Raw genomic sequence first — 17,399 nt, 5'->3', positions numbered from 1 at the left:
TCCCGCAGAACGCCGTTTCGAAAATCAAGCGATGACATTCAGAACGAAGGCACGACCGAGCCTTTGAACTCGCTCTTCAGGAACTGGCGGACATCTTCCGACTGGTAAGCCTCAACCAGCTTCTTCACCCACGGCTGATCCTTGTCCTTCGCGCGCACCGCGATCAGGTTCGCGTACGGGCTATGCACGTCTTCGAGCGCGATTGCGTCCTTCGTCGGCTGCAGGCCCGCGGCAAGCGCGAAGTTCGTGTTGATCGCGGCGGCATCGACGTCGGCGAGCGTGCGCGGCAATTGCGCGGCGTCGAGTTCGACGAGCTTGATCTTCTTCGGATTCTCCGCCACGTCGAGCGCCGTCGCGTTGTTGCCGTTCGCGCCCGCGCCCGCCTTCAGCTTGATGACGCCTTGCGCTTGCAGCAGCAACAGCGCGCGATTCTCGTTCGACGGATCGTTCGGCACCGCGACCTTCGCGCCTTGCTGCAGATCCTTCAGCGACTTCAGTTTCTTCGAATAGACCCCGAGCGGCGAGATATACGTCAGCCCCGCGTTGACGATCTTGTAGCCGCGCTGCTTGATCTGACTGTCGAGATACGGCTGATGCTGGAAACTGTTTGCGTCGAGATCGCCGGCGTCGAGCGCTGCGTTCGGCTGCACGTAGTCGTTGAACTCGATCACTTTCACGTTGAGCCCTTCGCGCTTCGCGACCTTCTGCACGACTTGCCAGATTTGCGCGTCCGGGCCGCTGATGGTGCCGACCTTGATCACCTTGTCGTCGGCGTGAGCGGCGAGGCTCGTGAACAACGCGGCGGAGGCCGCGACTGCGGTAATGGCTTTAAGCAAATTTCTGCGCTGCATGGTGTTCCTGTTTCGATGATGCGTGCTTGCTGGATTGCCTGATTCGTCTCCGATCGATGATCAGACCGGGTGACGGATGTTCGCACAGCATTGGTGCGACGTGAAATACAGATTGCTCATGTGAATATCCGCTGCCACGGGGTACGGCTAGAATCGACAACAGAACATCACAAATCTCGCGAGCCGGAGGCGCATCTCACCATGTACGTCATCAATCTTCGCTACACAGGCGCGCTTGCCGAGATCGACGACGCGCTCGACGCGCATCGCGCCTATCTCGAGCGCTATTTCGCGGCGGGCGTCTTCGTGATGGCGGGACCGAAGGTGCCGCGGGATGGCGGCGTCATCGTGGCGTCAGGCATCGAGCGCGATCGGCTAGATGCGATCGTCGCGGAGGATCCGTTCGCGCAGCAAGGGCTCGCGCACTACGACATCATCGAATTCAAGGCGACGCGGCTCGCGCCGGGTCTGAATCTGCCTGAGCCGTCGCTGGACGGCTGATAAAAGAAGTGGCCCGTTCGGGCCACTTTCGCGATCAGTCGATCAAGATCTTCAGGTCGTGAACCCACGGCTCGACGCCCTGCCCGTCGCGCGCGAAGAGACGCAGCTTGCCGTCCTTGTCGAACACGTAGCTGGCGGCGGTGTGATCCATCGTGTAGTCGTCGGGCGTCTTGCCCTGCGACTTCGCATAGTAGACGCGGAAGTCCTTGGCGAGCTTCGCGAGTTGCGCATCGTCGGCGGGCCGCAGACCGACATACGACGAGTTGAACGCCGCCACGTACTGACCGAGCAGATCGGGCGTGTCGCGCGCCGGGTCGACGGTGACCATCAGCACCTGCACGTCTTTCGCTTTGTCGCCGAGTTGCTGCATCGCTTGGGAGAGCTCGGCGAGCGTCGTCGGGCACACGTCGGGGCAATGCGTATAGCCGAAGAACAGCACCACGGCCTTGCCCTTGAAGTCCGCGAGCGTGCGCGTCTTGCCGTGCGTATCGGGCAAGGCGAAATCGCTGCCGAATTGCTTGTTCCCGGTGATGTCGAGATTCTTGAAATCCGGGGCTTTCTCGCACGCCGAAAGCAGCGCCGCGAAAAACAGCAGCGCGAAGATGCGACGAAGAATGGCCGTCATGCGCCGATCACCGTACGCACGTAGTGATCGACGAGCAGCGCGCCGAACAGCAGCGACAGGTACACGATCGAATAGCGGAAGGTCTTGCGCGCGAGCGCATCGGAATAGTCGCGATACATCTTCCACGCGTAGCCGATGAAACCCGCGCCGAGTGCGATCGCGCTCGCCAGATACACGACGCCGCTCATGCCGGAGATATACGGCATCAGCGTCACGGCGAACAGCACGAGCGTGTAGAGGAAGATGTTGAGCAGCGTGTACTTCTCGCCGTGGGTGATCGGCAACATCGGCAGGCCGGCGTTCTCGTAATCCTTGCGGCGATACAGCGCGAGCGCCCAGAAATGCGGCGGCGTCCACACGAAGATGATCAGCACGAGAATCCATGCGTCGCCGGGCACGTGTCCCGTGACCGCGGCCCAGCCGAGCGCCGGCGGCATTGCGCCCGACGCACCGCCGATCACGATGTTCTGCGGCGTGTAAGGCTTGAGCAGCAGCGTGTAGATGACCGCGTAGCCGACGAACGTGGCAATGGTGAGCCACATCGTGAGCGGATTGGTGAACGTGTAGAGCGTCCACATGCCGATGCCGCCGAGCAATGCTGAGAACGTCAAAATCTGCGTGGACGTGATCTGGCCGCGCGCGGACGGTCGCCACGCGGTGCGGCGCATTTTTGCATCGACTTTTTGCTCGACGAGACAATTGATTGCAAATGCCGCGCCGGCCAGCAACCAGATGCCGACGGCGCCGCCGATCAGCTTGTCCCACGGCACCATGCCGGGCGTGGACAGAAACATGCCGATGACGGCACAGAAAACGGCGAGCTGCGTGACGCGCGGCTTGGTCAGCGCGAGATACTGCGATGCGCGGCTGCCGAGTGGGGAGTTGAGTGTCGTGCTATCCATGATGTGGAGTCACGCTGAAACGACGTCGCGCGCGGGAACTGCGGCGCGGCCGGGACGGCTGGAAGAGATTCGAAAGTTTAGCATAACGAGTAGCAGCAACAGGATCGCGGCTCCGCCGTTGTGCGCCACCGCGACCGGCAACGGCCACTGCAGCACGATGTTCGACATGCCCGTCAGGAACTGAAGGACGATCATCAACAATACGCCGTTTGCGGGCTTTCGCAGCGATTCGAAACGTCGCAGTCTCAGCGCGAGCCACAGCAGATAAATCACGACGACGACCGCGAACGTGCGATGCGTCCAGTGAATCGCCACCAACGCGTCCTGCGAGATCACGTCACCGTCGCCGGTCATGCCGAGCGCGCGCCAGAGATGAAAGCCGTGCTCAAAATTCATTGGCGGAACCCACTGGCCGTTGCACAGCGGAAAGTCCGTGCACGCGAGCACCGCGTAATTCGTGCTGACCCAGCCGCCGAGCGCGATCTGCACGACGAGCACCAGCAAGCCGAATGCCGCGGCCGGCATCCAGCGCGCGGCGGCGGCATTCGAAACCGAGTCGAGCGATGGAATCGGCGTCATGCGCGCCGCCAGCCAGCCGAGCACGCCGAGCAGCGCGAGTCCGAGCAGCAGGTGCGTCGTGACGATCACCGGTTGCAGCTTCAGTGTGACGGTCCACGCGCCGAACGCGCCTTGCAGCAGGATAAGCAGCAGAATGCCCGTCGGCCACCACGGCGACACGTGCAGCGGACGCTTCTTGATGCGCGCCGTCCACGCGATGATCACCTGCGCGATGATGAGCACGCCGATCGCCATTGCGAAATAGCGATGCAGCATCTCGATCCACGCCTTCACCATGCTGACGGGACCGGTCGGCATCGCCTGATACGCGGCTGAAATCTGCGCATGGGCGATGAACGGCGACGACGTGCCGTAGCAGCCGGGCCAGTCCGGGCAGCCGAGGCCGGAATCGGTCAGACGCGTGAAGCCGCCGAACATGATGAGATCGAGCGTCAGGAAAGTGGTCAGCCAGACGAGTTTCCTGAACTTGTCGTCATCGGCCTTCACCCATACGTACGAGAGCGGCAGCAGCGCGATGCAGATGCCGATCAGGCCCAGTTGCAATACATAACTCATGTTTAACCTTCAAACCGCGTATTAGCCGCGTTTTAGCCGCGCTTTAGCCGATGCGCGACCACTTCAGGAGCTTTGCCACATCCCCGTTGATCTTCTTCGGATCGGGATTTTTCGGGAAGCGCATCATCAGATTGCCGTTCGGATCGACGAGAAAGATGTGATCCGTGAGCTTTGTGCCGTCATTCACCGGCAGCCACGCCGCGATCGACTTCTCGTCGGCGACGAGCATGCGCGTGTCCGGCTGCGGATACGCGGACTTGATGACGTCGGCGACCGGCTTGTCATCGGTGCGCAGCCACACGTTCACGACGCGCTCGCGCTCGGCGTTCTGCAACACGCGCACTTGCCGCATGAAATAGAGGCGCGTCGCGCATTGCTCGTCGCAGTCGCTGCCGTTGACGGTGATCATCAGCCATTTGCCTTCGAGCGACTTGAACGGCAGGGTCTGCCCTTTTTCATCGGTGACGACGAGCTGCGCCGGAATCGGGCGCTGCGGATCGATCAGCGTGCCGTAGCTCGATGTGCCGCCCGCGGGCTTGAACACGTAGTACATCAGATACGACGCGATCACCGGCGCCGCGCACACGAGCGCGAGCAGCAAAAGCATCCAGCGGCCGCTGATCCAGGAGCCTTTCTTCGCGTTTCCTTGCTGCGTGCGTGTCTTGTCGGTGGCAGCGGAGCGTTGTGATTGCATCGGTGAAAATGTGTCTCTGTTCGTCAGTGTTCAGGCGTGATGCTCGGCTTCATCGTCGGATTCGCTGCCTATGTCGGTTGCATCGCGCTTCTTCGCGGCGCGGCGCGCGGCGTACAGGCCAAACCCGATGGCCGCCGCCGCCATGCCCCACCACTGGAACATGTAGCCGTAATTGCGCTCGACGCCGAGCGTCGGCGCGGGCCAGTCGCGCACGAGCCTGTCGCCGGTATCGTTCGTCTGCTGAATCACGAACGGCTGAAACGCCAGCCCGGTTTCGGCCGCGTACGATCTGATGTCCAGGTTCTGGCGGATCTCCTTGTGCGCAGCCGATCCGCCGCTGCCCAGTTCGAACGCCTGCGACGCATTCGCGCGCGCGATCCCCTTCACCTCGACCACGCCTTTCGGCGTCTCATACGGCTCGATGCCCGTGCGGTCCGCCATGTTGCGCGGCAGCCATCCGCGATTGACGAGCACATAGCCGCCGCCCTCGAGTTTAAGCGGCATCACGACATAAAAGCCTGGCTGGTCGTTATAGGGACGATTGTCCAGATACACGACGCGCTCCGGCATGAACTCGCCGCGCGCCTCCACGCGATGGAACTCGATCGACTTGAGCGGCATCGGCTCGACGCCGACTTCGCGCGCGGGCGCATTCTCGAACGCGACGATCTGCGCGTTGAGCGCTTCCTTCTGATGCGCGCGGTCGCGCTGCCAGAAGCCGAGGCGCACCGTGATCGCGACGACGATCAGAATCAGGAGCGCGGGCCAGAACCGGATCTTCATGCCGAACGCCTAACCGTCGGCATCCGGCCGGCCGCTACACGCCGGGTTCCGTCGAGTGAGATAATGAGATAGTCCAAATTCATACTGCTCACCGTCGTTCCTGAGCAAAATCGCTGGCTGGTTTCATGCACATCTTCGTTGCTATCGCATTCATCCTTATCATCGGCAGCCTCGGCTCGGCGCTCTATTTCATGATGACCGACCGGGGCAGGACGAAGCGGATGGTGTGGTCGCTCGCCGCGCGCGTCGGGCTATCCATCTCGCTCTTCCTTTTCATCCTGTTCGCTCACTGGATGGGCTGGATTCAAACGTCGGGCGTTCCCATCGGACGCTGATCGCGACGATACGCGCAACGCGCGCCTCGCCCCGCGAGGCGAATTGTCGCGCGCGGCGCTAAAACGCACCGCCTCTTCAAACGACAACGCCGCCCCTTGAGACATCGAGGGCGGCGTGTTGATCACTGCTTCTATGCTCTCGGACCGGCGTCGCCGCCGGCCTTGCATCGCCGACGGCGCATCGCGCGCGCCCGCGTCGATATTCCTTACAGCCAGTAGACGACGACGTACAGACCCAGCCACACGACGTCGACGAAGTGCCAGTACCACGCGGCGCCCTCGAACGCGAAGTGGTGCTCCGCCGTGAAGTGACCGCGAATCAGCCGGAACATCACCACTGCCAGCATCGTGCCGCCGAGGAACACGTGGAAACCGTGGAAGCCCGTCAGCAGGAAGAACGTCGAGCCGTACACGCCGGAGTTGAGCGTCAGGTTGAGTTCGTTGTACGCGTGGAAATACTCGTAGCCCTGGCAGAACAGGAAGATGATACCGAGCAGAACAGTCGCGCCCAGCCAGATGATCGCCTTCTTGCGATGATCTTCGCGCAGCGCGTGGTGCGCCACCGTCAGCGTCGCGCCGGAAGACAGCAGAAGCGCCGTGTTGATGGTCGGCAGGGGCCACGGCACCATCGCGCGGAAATGCGGCACGAGCGCGGCGGGGCCGTTGTTCGGCCACACGGCGGTGAAGTCCGGCCAGATCAGCTTGTAGTCGAGGCTGCCGAGTTCGTGCATCGCGATGGCGCGCGCGTAGAACAGCGCGCCGAAGAACGCCGCGAAGAACATCACTTCGGAGAAGATGAACCAGCTCATGCTCCAGCGGTACGACACATCGACACGCTTGCCGTACATGCCGCCTTCGGATTCGGAGATGGCGTCGCCGAACCAGTGCCACAGCACGAACAGCACGAACAGCAAGCCGATAAACGTGCCGGCGGGCCCGAAGCTATGGCCGTTCACCCACGACGCCAGCGAGGCGAGCATGATCAGCAAGCCAGTTGCAGCCATCACCGGATGCCGCGACGGATGCGGCACGAAATAGTACGGGCTCTCGTTTTGACCGCTCATTGTTGATTCTCCACTTCGATCCAGTTGCTTGAATTTTCTTTTGCCGCCGGCAGCAGCGCTTCGCGCGACGCCCGGCGTTTTCCGTCTATCCCACTACCGCGCGCACGATCAGCAACAACACGACGATGAACAGCACCGCCCCGATGATGCCCGCCGCGATCAGATGCAGCGGATTCAACTGCGCGGCGTCGCTCTCCAGGTCGGCCCGGCGGCGCACGCCGAAAAACGACCAGCACACCGCCTTGATGAGCTTGAAGAAACCGCCCTTTTTCGGCGTATCCGCGCTCATGGCCGTCACGAGCCCTTCGCCACCGACTTCGGCGTGTTCAGCTCGAAGAACGTGTACGACAGCGTGATCGTCTTCACATCCTTCGGCAGCTTCGGATCGACGACGAACACGACCGGCATGCGCTTGGTCTCGTTCGGCGCGAGCGTCTGCTGCGTGAAACAGAAGCATTCGATCTTCTTGAAATACTCGGTGGCCTGCTTCGGCGCATAGCTCGGAATCGCCTGCGCGTTCACCGTGCGATTCTGTTCGTTGGTCACGTCGTACATGACCGTCATCACTTCGCCGGGATGGATGTCCAGCGAGTTCTGCTCCGGCTTGAACTTCAGCGGGCCGCGCGCGTTCGCATCGAATTCGATCGAGATCGAGCGGCTCATGTCCACTTGCGTGTTCTTCGCCTCGCGCGCGCCGACGTCCTTCTGCACGAGGTTGTTGATGCCGGTGATCTGGCAGATCGCGCGGTACATCGGCACGAGTGCAAAGCCGAAGCCGAACATCAGCGCGGCGACGACGAAGAGCTTGACCAGCATCGACCGGTTGAACGACCGGTCGACATGCGAATTTTCCTGCTGAGTGGACACGTTGCTTTCCTACCCTCGCGACAACAGGTATTGCCTGACGACGATACCCAGAAAGAAGACGGCGGCAACCAACACCATGATGATTCCGAGCCGCTTGTTACCCGCGCGTATTTCCTCGGGCGTGCGTCTTTTTTGTGGATTCGGGGCCATGCTTTCTCTTGCTTGCCGGCTGCAAGACTTCCGTGGCGGAAGCCTTGCAAACCTCGATGCTATTTATTCGACCGTCGGCGGATTTTCAAATGTATGGAACGGCGCCGGGCTCGGCACGGTCCATTCGAGGCCTTCCGCGCCATCCCACGGCTTGTCGGATGCCTTCTCCAGCTCGCCGCCGCCACGATACGTCGGCAGCGCGACCGCGAACAGGAAGTACACCTGTGCGAGGCCGAAGCCGAATGCGCCGATCGTCGCGACCTGGTTGAAGTCCGTGAACTGCGCCGGGTAGTCCGCATAACGGCGCGGCATGCCGGCGAGACCCAGGAAGTGCATCGGGAAGAACGTGATGTTGAAGAAGATCATCGACGCCCAGAAGTGGATCTTCCCGCGCATCTCGTTGTACATCCAGCCGGTCCACTTCGGCGCCCAGTAGTACCAGCCTGCGAACAACGCGAAGAGCGAACCCGCCACCAGCACGTAGTGGAAGTGCGCCACGACGTAATAGGTGCCGTGCATCTGGATGTCGAGCGGCGCCATCGACAGGATCAGGCCCGTGAAGCCGCCCATCGTGAACACAAACAGGAAGCCGATCGCGAACAGCATCGGGGTTTCGAACGACAGCGCGCCGCGCCACATCGTCGCCACCCAGTTGAACACCTTCACGCCCGTCGGGACCGCGATCAGCATCGTCGCGTACATGAAGAAGAGCTGGCCCGTCACCGGCATGCCGGTCGCGAACATGTGGTGCGCCCACACCATGAACGACAGGATCGCGATCGATGCCGTCGCGTACACCATCGAGCTATAGCCGAACAGCGGCTTGCGCGAGAACGCCGGAATCACCTGCGACACGATCCCGAACGCCGGCAAGATCATGATGTACACCTCGGGGTGACCGAAGAACCAGAAGATGTGCTGGTACATCACCGGATCGCCGCCGCCCGCCGCGTTGAAGAACGACGTGCCGAAGTGACGGTCGAACAGCACCATCGTGATCGCGCCCGCCAGGACCGGCATCACGGCGATCAGCAGGTACGCGGTGATGAGCCACGTCCACGCGAACATCGGCATCTTCATGAGCGTCATGCCCGGCGCGCGCATGTTCAAAATCGTCACGACGATGTTGATGCCGCCCATGATCGACGACGCGCCCATGATGTGGACCGCGAAAATCGCGAAGTCCATGCCGGGGCCCATTTGCGTGGAGAGCGGCGCGTACAGCGTCCAGCCCGCGGCGGTTGCGCCGCCCGGCACGAAGAACGAGCCGACGAGCAGCACCGCGGCGGCCGGCAGCAGCCAGAAGCTGAAGTTGTTCATCCGCGCGAACGCCATGTCCGATGCGCCGATCTGCAGCGGCACCATCCAGTTCGCGAAACCGACGAACGCCGGCATGATCGCGCCGAACACCATGATGAGGCCGTGCATGGTGGTCAGCTGATTGAAGAACTCGGGACGCATGATCTGCAGGCCCGGCTCGAACAGCTCGGCACGGATGCCGAGCGCCATCACGCCTCCGGAGAGGAACATGATGAAGGAGAACAACAGGTACAGCGTACCGATGTCCTTGTGGTTGGTAGCGAAGAGCCACCGGCGCCAGCCATGCGGCGTCTCGTGCGCATGGTCGTGCGCGTGGTCGTGACCTGCGCCTACATCGTGTCCGATGCTAGACATGACAATCATCTCCTAAAGCGAATACTCGGGGCACTTGGCAATGACGCGTGGGACTTTCCGTTGCCGTCCGGCGAAGGAAAGCGCCACGCTCGGCACGTCAAGCAGCCGGACTGATTTCCACGCGACGGGCTTCCTTGTTATCGGCGCCGCCCGTGATGGTTTCCGGTTTCTTCAACACGATGCGGTCTTCCGACACGCCCGCTGCCTTCAGCGCGTCGCGCACGGCTTGCGCGCGGCGCTTGGCGAGATCGGCGTTCTGGTCGGCGTTGCCGGTCGCATCGGTGAATCCCGACAACGCGATCTTCGCGTCCGGATGCGCCTTTGCGTAGGCCGCCGCGGCGTCCACCGCACTCTTCGCGTCGGCGGGCAGCGAATCCTTGCCCGTCTCGAAATAGATGCTGGCGGGCAGACCGGCGGCTTGCGACGCCTGCGCACCCGATGCAGCCGGCGCGCTCGCTTCGGCCGCCGCGGGCGCGGCACTCGCCGCTTCCGGCGCCGATGCCGCCGCCGCATTGCCGCCGCCTTCGGGCATCTTGCCCGCCTTGGCATCGATGACCTGCTTCGGTTGCAGCAGATCGCCGGTGTGGTTGCTCCAGCTATTACGCTCGAACGTGACGACCGACGCGATCTCGACGTCGTTCAACACACCTTGCCACGGCGGCATCGCGGCCTTGCCGTGCAGCACGATATTCAGATGCTCGGCGATGGAACCGTTCGCGATCTTCGAGCCGTCGAGCGCCGGGAACTGGCCCGCGCCCTTGCCGGTCGGCTGGTGGCAGACCGCGCAGTTCGACGTGTAAACCTGCTGGCCGCGCGCCATCAGTTCGTCCTTCGTGTACGTCTTGAGCGGATCGTCCTGGCCGGCGGCCATCTTCTTCTTTTGCCCATCGACCCACTTTGCGTAGTCATCGGCCGACAGCACTTCGACGACCACCGGCATGTACGCGTGCTCCTTGCCGCACAGTTCCGTACAGAATCCGCGATACGTGCCCACCTTCTCGGCCTTGAACCAGGTGTCGCGCACGAAGCCCGGAATCGCATCCTGCTTCACGCCGAATGCCGGGACGTACCACGAGTGAACGACATCGTTCGCCGTCGTGATGATGCGGATCTTCTTGTCGACCGGCACGACGAGCGGGTTGTCGACTTCCTGCAGATACAGCGTCGAGATCGGCTTCTGACCGTTCACTTCGCTGCGCGGCGTGGAGAGCGTCGAGAGGAAGCTGATGCCTTCGCCCGGACCCTTCACGTAGTCGTAGCCCCACTTCCACTGATAGCCCGTGACCTTGACGGTGAGATCGGCGTTGGACGTGTCCTTCATCGCGACGACGGCCTTGGTTGCCGGCAGCGCCATCAGAATGACGATGATGAACGGCACGATCGTCCAGATGATTTCGACCGTGGTGCTTTCGTGGAAGTTGGCCGGCTTGAAGCCTTTCGACTTGCGATGCTTGAAGAGCGAATAGAACATCACCCCGAACACGCCGATGAAGATGACGGTGCAGATGATGAGCATGAAGATATGGAGGCCGTAGAGCTCCTCGGCGATCTTCGTCACAGGCTGCTGGAAGTTGATCTCGTTGACAGCGGGACCGCCTGGACTGTTTTCGACCGCCAGGGCTGCACCGGCGGAAAGCAGTGCGCCTGCCGCCAGCACGCCCGAGAGGGCTCGCTTGATTGTTTTCATAGCATCCTTACCCAAATTTTCCATTCAAACCCTCGACCCCCGTGGCATCGCACCCGCCGGCTCCTCTCATAGACGTCTCAGCGACGCCTGTAACTCGGCAGCAAATTGTTTGCGACGATGCTGTGCAAGGTGTTGTCCGATTTTCACCGATTGACCGCGCGATACGATCGTGAGCGGCTCTCTCGGCGTCGCGCCCGCTTCGACCCGCACCCAACGCGGATTGAACTCGAACTGCGTCAGCTCTTCGGCGTTCATCTGTTCGATCAACAACCGGTTTTGATACAGCCGGATCCGTTCGTAGTCGACCGCATGGCGCGCGTAGATCAGAAACGCGATGCCCACGACCGCCAACTCGATTCCGGTGAACGGCAGCACCAGCCAGGCGCCGTTCAGAAACAGCGGCGTTGCGATTGCCAGCGAAAACAGCGCAAGCGACACATAGAAGCCCACGAACTGACGCGGCGAGACCGAGCAGTTTCGCTTCATCAGCCAGTCCTTGATGACCGGCTCGGACTCCGTCAGCGTCTGGCTGGCTTGCATCGCTGCCTCCATCAATCCGCACGCAATCACACACATTTGCTCGGATTTCGCCCAAATTTGTGTCGGTCCGGGCGACAAACTGACGCATTATAGGCGTCTTGGGTGGCATCCACAAGCAAGGGTCGTAACCTCGCAAAGCCAAGCGCCACAAGCTTCTGCGCCTTTTTGACGCACCTTTTTGCGCGCTTTTCTTGCGCAAATTTCAGACATAACAACTGTGCTCTTTACCGATTCAGCGTTTCGGTCTCGAGCCTCGTCCAATGTCTTCAAGACGGACGATGCCGTGCCCGTCCGCTGTCGTGCGCGGCACCGCCTTCCACGCATGCCCGTAGATCACTTCGAAGGTCAGCGGGATCGTGCCGTCGTCGCGGCGCAGCGCTTCGAGCGCCTGATGCACCGCGCCGCGCACGGCCTTGGCGTCCGCATGGCCTTCGTCGAACGCGCGCTCGAACGGATACGCGCCCCAGCGCGTCACGTCCGCGAACAGCGATTCAGGCGATTTGTACGTGATCGTCAGCACTTCCTGATCCATCACCGGAATTTCGAAGCCGCTTTCGACGAGCATGTCGCCGAGATCGTGCATGTCGACGAAATCGATCGTATGCGCTTGCGGCGCGAGCCCGAGCGTCCGCTCCGCTTCGCGATACGCGGCGCGAAGCTCGCGCAGCGTATCGGGGCCGAACGTGCTGAACATCAGCAAGCCGTTCACCTTGAGCACGCGCTGCCATTCGGGAAAAACGAGGTCGGGCCGCGCATGCCAGTGCAGCGCGAGATTCGACCACAATAGTTCGAACGCGCCCGATGCGAACGGCAGCGCGGAAAAATCCGCCTGCGCGAGTTGCGGGCCGCGTGCGCCGAACGCCTTGGCGAGCGTCGAAGGAAGAAAGCGGCGCCATCCCGCGCCGTTGTCCGCGTCCGTGGCTTCGGCGGCGCGCGCGCGCGAGAGCATCGCGGACGAGATGTCGATGCCGGTCACCGACGCCTCTGCAAAGCGTTTCCGCAAACCGGCCAGGTCCGCCCCGGCGCCGCACGCCGCATCGAGGACGCGCATCGGCGCAACCTTGATGTATTCGAGCCGCTCGCGCATGCGCTCCGCGATCTCGCGTGGCAGGAACGCGACCTCGTCGAAGGCGGCGGCGCGACCGTCGAAGATCGCGCGCAAACGGCGCGGATCATAGGCCGGACGGCTAGTTTTAGGGGATGTCGGGGACATGTCGATCTTTTTGCGGAGAGTGCGAAGTATACTCGGTCGTCTCGAAAACGACCCATGCGAAGTGCTGATACGAGGCATAAACGCTTCGTGAGGCGCAATGAATGCGCGTGTTTAGCGCATCGAGCCGCGATTTTTCCGATTCAGCAGTCATGAAAGCCGACAGCATTCGCCTTCCCTTCCGGACGCCCGTCACGGCACGCGCTCGCGGATTCGCGTCGGCGGCAAAACGGCTCGTCGCGTGCGCGCTGCCGAGCCAGTGCGCGTTATGCGGCAATTTGTCGCAAGCACTGCTGTGCGATGGTTGCGACGCGCAGTACTGGAACGAGCCGCGCTTGCGCTGTGCGACGTGCGCGCTGCCGTTGGCGGCATCCGCGATGCGACGCGAGCGCGAAGACCTGCGCGTGCACTGCGCCGCGTGCCTCGAAGCGCCGCCCGCGTTCAACGACACGCTCGCGCTCGCCGACTATCGCGCGCCCCTCGACACGCTCGCCGTCGAGTTGAAGTTTCGTGCGCGGCTCGCCGCGGGCGAGGCATTCGCGCGGCATCTGCATGCGCGTTTCGAGGACAGCGATCTGCCCGCGCCGGATGTGATCGTGCCGATGCCTCTCTCGCGCGAACGGCTCATCGCGCGTGGCTACAACCAGGCGTGGGCCATCGCGCGTCCGCTCGCACGCATGATGCGCGTGCCCGCCCACGCATCGATGATCGCGCGGGTCCGGCATACGTCGGCGCAATCGCGGCTCGATCGGGAAACGCGCCGCCGCAATGTCGCGAGCGCGTTCGCCGTCTCGGGCGATGTGCGCGGCACGCATGTCGGCGTCGTCGACGATGTGATGACATCGGGCGCGACGCTCGACGCGCTTGCTCGCACGCTGAAGCTCGCCGGCGCGCGGCGTGTCAGCAATTTCGTGGCGCTGCGCACGCCTAAAGATTAATCACCTTTATTAGAAGCAATCCATGTTCAACGTCGTACTCGTCGAACCTGAAATCCCGCCGAACACCGGCAACGTGATCCGCCTGTGCGCGAACACGGGCGCGCGTCTGCATCTGATCGAGCCGCTCGGCTTTCCGCTCGACGACGCGAAGATGCGCCGCGCCGGCCTCGACTATCACGAGTACGCCGAAATGAACGTGCATGCGGACTGGGATGCCTTCATCGCGAAGGAAACACCCGACGCCACGCGCATGTTCGCGTTCACGACGCGCGGCTCGACGCCGTTCTTCGATCACGCGTTCAGGCCGGGCGACTGGTTCGTGTTCGGCGCGGAGACGCGCGGCCTCGCGCCCGAACTGCTGGCGCACTTTGCGACGGAACAGCGCGTGCGCCTGCCGATGCGGCCGGGTAATCGCAGCCTGAATTTGTCGAATACGGTGGCGATCGTGACGTTCGAGGCGTGGCGTCAGGCGGGATTCGAAGGCGGCGCTTGAGCCTTTGCCGCTTCGAGTTCGGCTCGATAGAGCGCGAGCATGTCGTCCTGAAAGCATGCAAAGACGACACGCTGAACGGCGGGCGTGGAAGGCAAGGTGTCGATGACCGTGCGCACCGCGATCTTCACGGCTTCATCGTGAGGAAAGTGATAGATGCCGCAACTGATGGCCGGGAACGCAATCGACTCGCAGCCCGCTTCCTGAGCGAGTTCGAGCGAGCGCCGGTAACAGCTCGCGAGCAATTCGGGCTCGTTCTTCTTGCCGCCGCTCCAGCGCGGCCCGACCGCATGAATGACGTGCTTCGCGGGAAGATCGTAGCCGCGCGTGATTTTCGCGTCGCCGGTTTCGCAGCCGCCGAGCGTCTCGCACTCGCGCAGCAGGCCTTTGCCGGCCTTGCGATGAATCGCCCCGTCGACTCCGCCGCCGCCGAGCAGCGATTTGTTCGCCGCGTTGACGATGGCATCGAATTCGAGCGTGGTGATATCGACTTTCAGCGCTTCGAGCTTGGGCCTACGCACACACGCCTCCGATTACTCTGCTTTTGCGTCCCGACTGAGCAGCGCCTGCACGGCATCGCGCGGCGTCACGTTATCGAAGAGCACGCGGCATACCGCCTGCGTGATCGGCATCTCGATTCCGCGCGAATGCGCGAGCCCGAGCACGGCGCGCGCGCATCGCACGCCTTCCGCGACATGGCCGAGCGCCGCGAGAATCTCCTCGAGCGTGCGTCCGCTGGCGAGTTGCATGCCGACAGTGCGATTGCGCGACAGATCGCCCGTCGCGGTGAGGATGAGATCGCCGAGGCCGGTTAGCCCGGTGAAAGTCTCCGCGCGGCCGCCGAGCGCGACGCCTAAGCGCGACATCTCCGCGAGCCCGCGCGTGATGAGCGCGGCGCGGGCGTTCAGGCCGAGACCGAGGCCGTCGGAAATGCCCGTCGCGATTGCGAGCACGTTTTTCACCGCGCCGCCGACTTCGACGCCGATGACATCGTCGCCGGTATAAATACGCATCGCGCCATGATGGAACGCCGCGACGGTGCGCGCGCCCAGTTCCGCCGATGCGCTCGCGACCGTCAGCGCGACCGGCAAGCCTTGTCCCACTTCGCGCGCGAAGCTCGGTCCGGACAGCGTTCCGTTGCTGCGATGCTCGGGCAATTCGGCCGCGACGACCTCGTTGGGCAGACACTGCGTATCCGCCTCGAAGCCTTTGCACAGCCAGACGATATGCGCCGGTACGACGCCGGCGTCGCGCATCGAACGGCACAGCGCGCGCAGGCCCGCGACCGGCGTCGCGACGACGCACAGCGCGTCATCCGCCGATGCATGCGCGAGCGCCGCGGCGAAATCGGTCTCGAATGCGAGCGCGTGCGGCAGCGTCACGCCTTCGAGATAGCGCGTGTTTTCGTGCGTGCGGGAAAGTGATTCGATGAGCGCGGAGTCGCGCGCCCAGAGCTTCGTGTCGTGCCGGGTCGCGAGGTGGCCCGCGAGCGCGGTGCCCCATGCGCCGGCGCCGAGAACGGCTACTTTCATGCTCGGCTCCGGTCCGGCAGAGTCAGGTCAGTGCGTCGCGCCGTTCGCCGCGCCTTCCTGGGCGCTCGCGAGTTGGGCGATACGCTGCTCGTACAGCGCCTGGAAGTTGATCTCCGCGAGGTGGATCGGCGGGAAACCGGCGCGCGTGATCGCGTCGGCGATGTTCGAGCGCAGGTACGGGAACAGAATGGTCGGGCACGCGATGCCGACGAGCGGATCGATCTGCTCCGCCGGAATGTTGCGGATGTCGAAGATGCCTGCCTGCTTGGCTTCGATCAGGAATGCGACCTTGTCGGTGACTTTCGCCGTGACCGTGCCCGTGACCAGCACTTCGAAGACGCTTTCCGCGAGGCGGTCGGCCTTCACGTCGACTTCGACTTCGACCGACGGCATTTCCTGTTCGAGGAAGATAGCCGGCGAATTCGGCTGCTCCAGCGACATGTCCTTCAAATAGATGCGCTGGATGTTGAAAAACGGCTGGTTGTTCTCGTCAGACATTTTGATTTCCTAGGTAATCCGGTATGCGGCGCGCGTTCGTGTCGAATCGCGCGCCGCGAGTATGCATGTGTCAGGCCGATTCGAGCAGCGGCACGAGGCCGCCCTTTCGATCGAGCGCGGACAGATCGTCGTAGCCGCCGACGTGCGTCTCGCCGATGTACACCTGCGGCACGGTCCGCCGTCCGGTGCGCGTCATCATTTCCTCGCGCCGGCCCGGCTCGCGATCGATCAGGATCTTCTCGATCGTTTCGACGCCGCGGGACTTTAAAAGACGTTCGGCCATCTGGCAATACGGGCACACGACCGTGCTGTACATCACCACTTTTTTCACTTGACTGCTCCTTGTTTCACCACCGGCATGCCGGCTTTTTGCCAGGCGTCCACTCCGCCTTGCAAAACGTGGACCTCGGCGTAACCCGCCTCGGACACGGTGCGGCTCGCACGCTGCGATTCTTGACCGGTTTGGCAAACGAGCACGACCGGATTGCTCTTATTCTTCGCGATCTGGCCGATTTTTGCTTGAAGCTCCGTGGCTTCGATATTTCGTGCAGACGGCAGATGTCCCTTCGCGAATTCCGCGGCGGGCCGCAAATCGACGACCACGGCGTTGCGCCGGTTGATGAGCGTCGTGGCTTCGGCGGCCGAAATGCCGCCGCGCCCGCGCCGCGTGACGGCGGGCCAAAGGAGCAGCGCGCCGGAAACCAGCGCGATGACGATAAGTGCAATATTCGTGTAATCAGTGAAAAACTTCACGTCGAGGGCCGCCGAAATTTAGTAGGAAAGGAAGAAAGGGAAATGGGCGCAATCGGGGCATTATAAAATAACCGTTTCCCGCGATGGCCTCTGCCGTCCGGCCGATGGCGACACCCCGCCCGTTCGGGCAGCATGACGGGGTGCGATCGGCGCACCGCTTTTCCAACTGAC

General features: G+C 62.7%; 23 protein-coding genes. 4 read left to right on the top strand and 19 right to left on the bottom strand.

Annotated features, from left to right (window positions below; translation table 11 throughout):
* Window positions 1-38 precede the first annotated feature (38 nt).
* A complete protein-coding gene (locus tag NCS02_RS01625) occupies window positions 39-851 on the bottom strand; it encodes a MetQ/NlpA family ABC transporter substrate-binding protein (protein ID WP_250522866.1) in 813 nt (270 codons plus the stop codon).
* A 201-nt stretch (window positions 852-1,052) separates the two neighbouring features.
* Between NCS02_RS01625 and NCS02_RS01620 the strand changes: the two genes are divergently transcribed.
* On the top strand, window positions 1,053-1,352 hold the full coding sequence (locus tag NCS02_RS01620) for a YciI family protein (RefSeq protein WP_034470513.1): 300 nt from the start codon (window positions 1,053-1,055) through the stop codon (window positions 1,350-1,352).
* 34 nt (window positions 1,353-1,386) lie between these two features.
* Here the strand turns inward: NCS02_RS01620 and NCS02_RS01615 are convergent, their stop codons facing one another.
* Genes NCS02_RS01615 through NCS02_RS01595 form a run of 5 tightly spaced genes read right to left on the bottom strand, consistent with a single transcriptional unit; the run spans window position 1,387 to window position 5,490 of the window.
* Window positions 1,387-1,977: an SCO family protein gene (locus NCS02_RS01615; protein ID WP_008351744.1), complete on the bottom strand. Its 591-nt coding sequence runs from the start codon at window positions 1,975-1,977 to the stop codon at window positions 1,387-1,389.
* Complete coding sequence (gene cyoE, locus NCS02_RS01610) at window positions 1,974-2,879, bottom strand: heme o synthase (protein ID WP_008351745.1); 906 nt, start codon at window positions 2,877-2,879, stop codon at window positions 1,974-1,976. Before cyoE ends, NCS02_RS01615 begins: the two co-directional genes overlap by 4 nt.
* A 9-nt stretch (window positions 2,880-2,888) precedes the next feature.
* A complete protein-coding gene (locus NCS02_RS01605; RefSeq protein WP_008351746.1) occupies window positions 2,889-4,013 on the bottom strand; it encodes a COX15/CtaA family protein in 1,125 nt (374 codons plus the stop codon).
* 43 nt (window positions 4,014-4,056) lie between these two features.
* Window positions 4,057-4,707, bottom strand: coding sequence for an SCO family protein (locus NCS02_RS01600; protein WP_250481448.1), 651 nt, complete (start codon window positions 4,705-4,707; stop codon window positions 4,057-4,059).
* 30 nt (window positions 4,708-4,737) lie between these two features.
* Entirely contained in the window at window positions 4,738-5,490 is a 753-nt protein-coding gene (locus tag NCS02_RS01595) for an SURF1 family protein (protein WP_250481447.1), read from the bottom strand.
* A gap of 125 nt (window positions 5,491-5,615) precedes the next feature.
* Between NCS02_RS01595 and NCS02_RS01590 the strand changes: the two genes are divergently transcribed.
* On the top strand, window positions 5,616-5,825 hold the full coding sequence (locus NCS02_RS01590) for a twin transmembrane helix small protein (RefSeq protein WP_008351753.1): 210 nt from the start codon (window positions 5,616-5,618) through the stop codon (window positions 5,823-5,825).
* A gap of 206 nt (window positions 5,826-6,031) precedes the next feature.
* On the opposite strand, the gene NCS02_RS01585 is transcribed toward NCS02_RS01590, so the two are convergent.
* The 8 genes from NCS02_RS01585 to NCS02_RS01550 form a co-directional block, all read right to left on the bottom strand.
* Complete coding sequence (locus NCS02_RS01585) at window positions 6,032-6,889, bottom strand: cytochrome c oxidase subunit 3 (protein WP_008351755.1); 858 nt, start codon at window positions 6,887-6,889, stop codon at window positions 6,032-6,034.
* Window positions 6,890-6,974: 85 nt separating this feature from the next.
* Entirely contained in the window at window positions 6,975-7,178 is a 204-nt protein-coding gene (locus tag NCS02_RS01580) for a DUF2970 domain-containing protein (protein ID WP_008351758.1), read from the bottom strand.
* A gap of 5 nt (window positions 7,179-7,183) precedes the next feature.
* Window positions 7,184-7,756 carry a cytochrome c oxidase assembly protein gene (locus tag NCS02_RS01575; RefSeq protein ID WP_008351760.1) on the bottom strand — a complete coding sequence of 191 codons (573 nt, stop codon included), beginning with the start codon at window positions 7,754-7,756 and terminating at the stop codon, window positions 7,184-7,186.
* Between the two features lie 9 nt (window positions 7,757-7,765).
* Window positions 7,766-7,906, bottom strand: a complete 141-nt coding sequence (locus NCS02_RS01570) for a cytochrome oxidase small assembly protein (RefSeq protein ID WP_008351762.1) — start codon at window positions 7,904-7,906, stop codon at window positions 7,766-7,768.
* Between the two features lie 63 nt (window positions 7,907-7,969).
* Entirely contained in the window at window positions 7,970-9,580 is a 1,611-nt protein-coding gene (ctaD, locus tag NCS02_RS01565; RefSeq protein WP_008351764.1) for a cytochrome c oxidase subunit I, read from the bottom strand.
* A gap of 97 nt (window positions 9,581-9,677) precedes the next feature.
* Entirely contained in the window at window positions 9,678-11,291 is a 1,614-nt protein-coding gene (coxB, locus tag NCS02_RS01560) for a cytochrome c oxidase subunit II (protein ID WP_008351767.1), read from the bottom strand.
* A gap of 42 nt (window positions 11,292-11,333) precedes the next feature.
* Entirely contained in the window at window positions 11,334-11,807 is a 474-nt protein-coding gene (locus tag NCS02_RS01555; RefSeq protein ID WP_008351769.1) for a DUF2244 domain-containing protein, read from the bottom strand.
* Window positions 11,808-12,039: 232 nt separating this feature from the next.
* The gene (locus NCS02_RS01550; protein WP_250519303.1) at window positions 12,040-13,020 is read right to left on the bottom strand and encodes a methyltransferase domain-containing protein; all 981 of its coding nucleotides are present in this window, start codon (window positions 13,018-13,020) and stop codon (window positions 12,040-12,042) included.
* Between the two features lie 149 nt (window positions 13,021-13,169).
* Here NCS02_RS01550 and NCS02_RS01545 point away from each other — a divergent pair, with 149 nt between their 5' ends.
* Entirely contained in the window at window positions 13,170-13,955 is a 786-nt protein-coding gene (locus NCS02_RS01545; RefSeq protein WP_175979761.1) for a ComF family protein, read from the top strand.
* A gap of 22 nt (window positions 13,956-13,977) precedes the next feature.
* Window positions 13,978-14,448 carry a tRNA (uridine(34)/cytosine(34)/5-carboxymethylaminomethyluridine(34)-2'-O)-methyltransferase TrmL gene (trmL, locus tag NCS02_RS01540; protein ID WP_008351775.1) on the top strand — a complete coding sequence of 157 codons (471 nt, stop codon included), beginning with the start codon at window positions 13,978-13,980 and terminating at the stop codon, window positions 14,446-14,448.
* Here trmL and NCS02_RS01535 read toward each other — a convergent pair.
* The 5 genes from NCS02_RS01535 to NCS02_RS01515 form a co-directional block, all read right to left on the bottom strand.
* A complete protein-coding gene (locus tag NCS02_RS01535; protein ID WP_250522865.1) occupies window positions 14,421-14,966 on the bottom strand; it encodes an O-acetyl-ADP-ribose deacetylase in 546 nt (181 codons plus the stop codon). The genes trmL and NCS02_RS01535 overlap by 28 nt on opposite strands.
* Before the next feature lie 12 nt (window positions 14,967-14,978).
* Window positions 14,979-15,977: an NAD(P)H-dependent glycerol-3-phosphate dehydrogenase gene (locus NCS02_RS01530; RefSeq protein WP_250519286.1), complete on the bottom strand. Its 999-nt coding sequence runs from the start codon at window positions 15,975-15,977 to the stop codon at window positions 14,979-14,981.
* Between the two features lie 27 nt (window positions 15,978-16,004).
* Window positions 16,005-16,475, bottom strand: a complete 471-nt coding sequence (gene secB / locus NCS02_RS01525; RefSeq protein WP_008351779.1) for a protein-export chaperone SecB — start codon at window positions 16,473-16,475, stop codon at window positions 16,005-16,007.
* A gap of 70 nt (window positions 16,476-16,545) precedes the next feature.
* Window positions 16,546-16,806, bottom strand: coding sequence for a glutaredoxin 3 (gene grxC, locus NCS02_RS01520; protein ID WP_008351780.1), 261 nt, complete (start codon window positions 16,804-16,806; stop codon window positions 16,546-16,548).
* Window positions 16,803-17,228: a rhodanese-like domain-containing protein gene (locus NCS02_RS01515; RefSeq protein ID WP_008351781.1), complete on the bottom strand. Its 426-nt coding sequence runs from the start codon at window positions 17,226-17,228 to the stop codon at window positions 16,803-16,805. The genes grxC and NCS02_RS01515 overlap by 4 nt, the downstream gene beginning before the upstream one ends.
* Window positions 17,229-17,399: the final 171 nt, after the last annotated feature.

The sequence above is a fragment of the Caballeronia sp. NCF2 genome (assembly GCF_023631205.1).
GTDB lineage: Bacteria > Pseudomonadota > Gammaproteobacteria > Burkholderiales > Burkholderiaceae > Caballeronia > Caballeronia zhejiangensis.
Note: the sequence above shows the minus strand (reverse complement) of the source record. Positions and strands in the feature narration are given on the sequence as shown.